The organism is Puniceicoccus vermicola (genome assembly GCF_014230055.1).
In the GTDB taxonomy this organism is placed as follows: Bacteria; Verrucomicrobiota; Verrucomicrobiia; order Opitutales; family Puniceicoccaceae; genus Puniceicoccus; species Puniceicoccus vermicola.
The window spans coordinates 1-1,318 of sequence record NZ_JACHVA010000061.1; the positions used below are offsets into that span (position 1 = coordinate 1).

The window sequence follows — 1,318 nt, forward strand, 5'->3', positions numbered from 1 at the left end:
AAGCCGTAATACAGTAGGTCCGTCTCGTTATCTTGATATTTGGTCGAGAAGCGGAAGGCGAAATCGTCTGGTGCTCCGGTCGAAGCGATAACGCGACCGAATGACGAGTATTCATAGTGGGCGGCAATGGCCCCGGTTTCGTCGAGATACTCGCTGACATTGCCGTTGGCGTCGTAAGTCGGGTAGAAAACGTCTGAACTGGACTTATCCAAGACACTCAACAGTCCTCCTACTCCACCGGCTCCCTGCATCGACCCGCTCAGGTCTTGGCCCCAGAGATAGGTGGCCTGATGGCTGAGACCGGAAACCTGAGAGCTGAAAGTGGCGATTAGGTTCCAGCCGTCATAGATAAAACGCTCTTCGGAGACGGTTTGCATCGAGGCGAGGGGCACGTCGTATTCTTCGACGGTTTTCTCGACCCGGCGACCCTGATAGTCGTAGGTAAAGGTCAGGCGAACGGCACCGCTGCTGGGATTCATGATGTCGGCGTAATTACGGGCCTCGATCATTCTGTTTTCGCCGTTCCACTCAAAGTACCACCCCACTCCATCGTAAGTCATGTTGCCGTCATCGTCATGAGAGGGCGGAGAGCTGAAACCTGAGACCTGAGTGTATTGGTTGAGGGCGTTGGCGGTGTAGGAGCGCTGGGCTGCGGTTCCGAAAGTGGAGGTCAAGCGGTTGCCGATAAAGTCGTAGTCGAAGGAATCGGTTGCGGCCGCCACCGAAGCCCCGGGGTTGTCCGGATCGGTGCCGAGATAGCGATCGGCGGCGGTCACCTGGCCGCGGTCGTCGTAGGTCCAATCGTAAAGGGAGGCCTGGGCGAAGGCGGATCCCTCGTCAACCCGGTCGGTCCGGCGTCCCAAGGCGTCGTAGCGGTAGGTGTATTGGGAGACGGTCGAAACCGTTCCCACCGTTTCCTCGTTCTCCACGACGGTAAGCGCGTTGCGGCCGGGCTCGTAGGTGTAACTCGCGGTGTGGGCCGGGCCTTCGGTCTCGGCGAGCATTCCCACGGTATTCGCGAGGTAGCCGTAGGTAAAGGTATCCGCGCCGTCGGTGACGGTCGAAAGGCGTCCTGCGTTATCATACGAATAACCCACGCTTAAATCCTGATCCGGATCGGCGGCGATGCCAAGAACAAATCCTCCGTTGCGCCCGGCTACCGTCGGCCAGCCAAGGATACGAGAAGGCCGTGGTGCGGGGGCGAGGCGGAGGTGCCGGGACGGCATAAGGGCGTCCGTGACGGTCTTGGAATCCTGGAAAGAGGAATTCGGATCGCAGGAAAACCATGAAACATTGGGCTGACCCCTTTTTGTCACCC

General features: G+C 58.8%; 1 protein-coding gene. It reads right to left on the bottom strand.

Annotated features, from left to right (window positions below; genetic code table 11):
* On the bottom strand, positions 1-1,226 hold a 1,226-nt coding region (locus H5P30_RS07605; RefSeq protein ID WP_221774320.1), incomplete at its 3' end, for a hypothetical protein.
* Positions 1,227-1,318 lie beyond the last annotated feature (92 nt).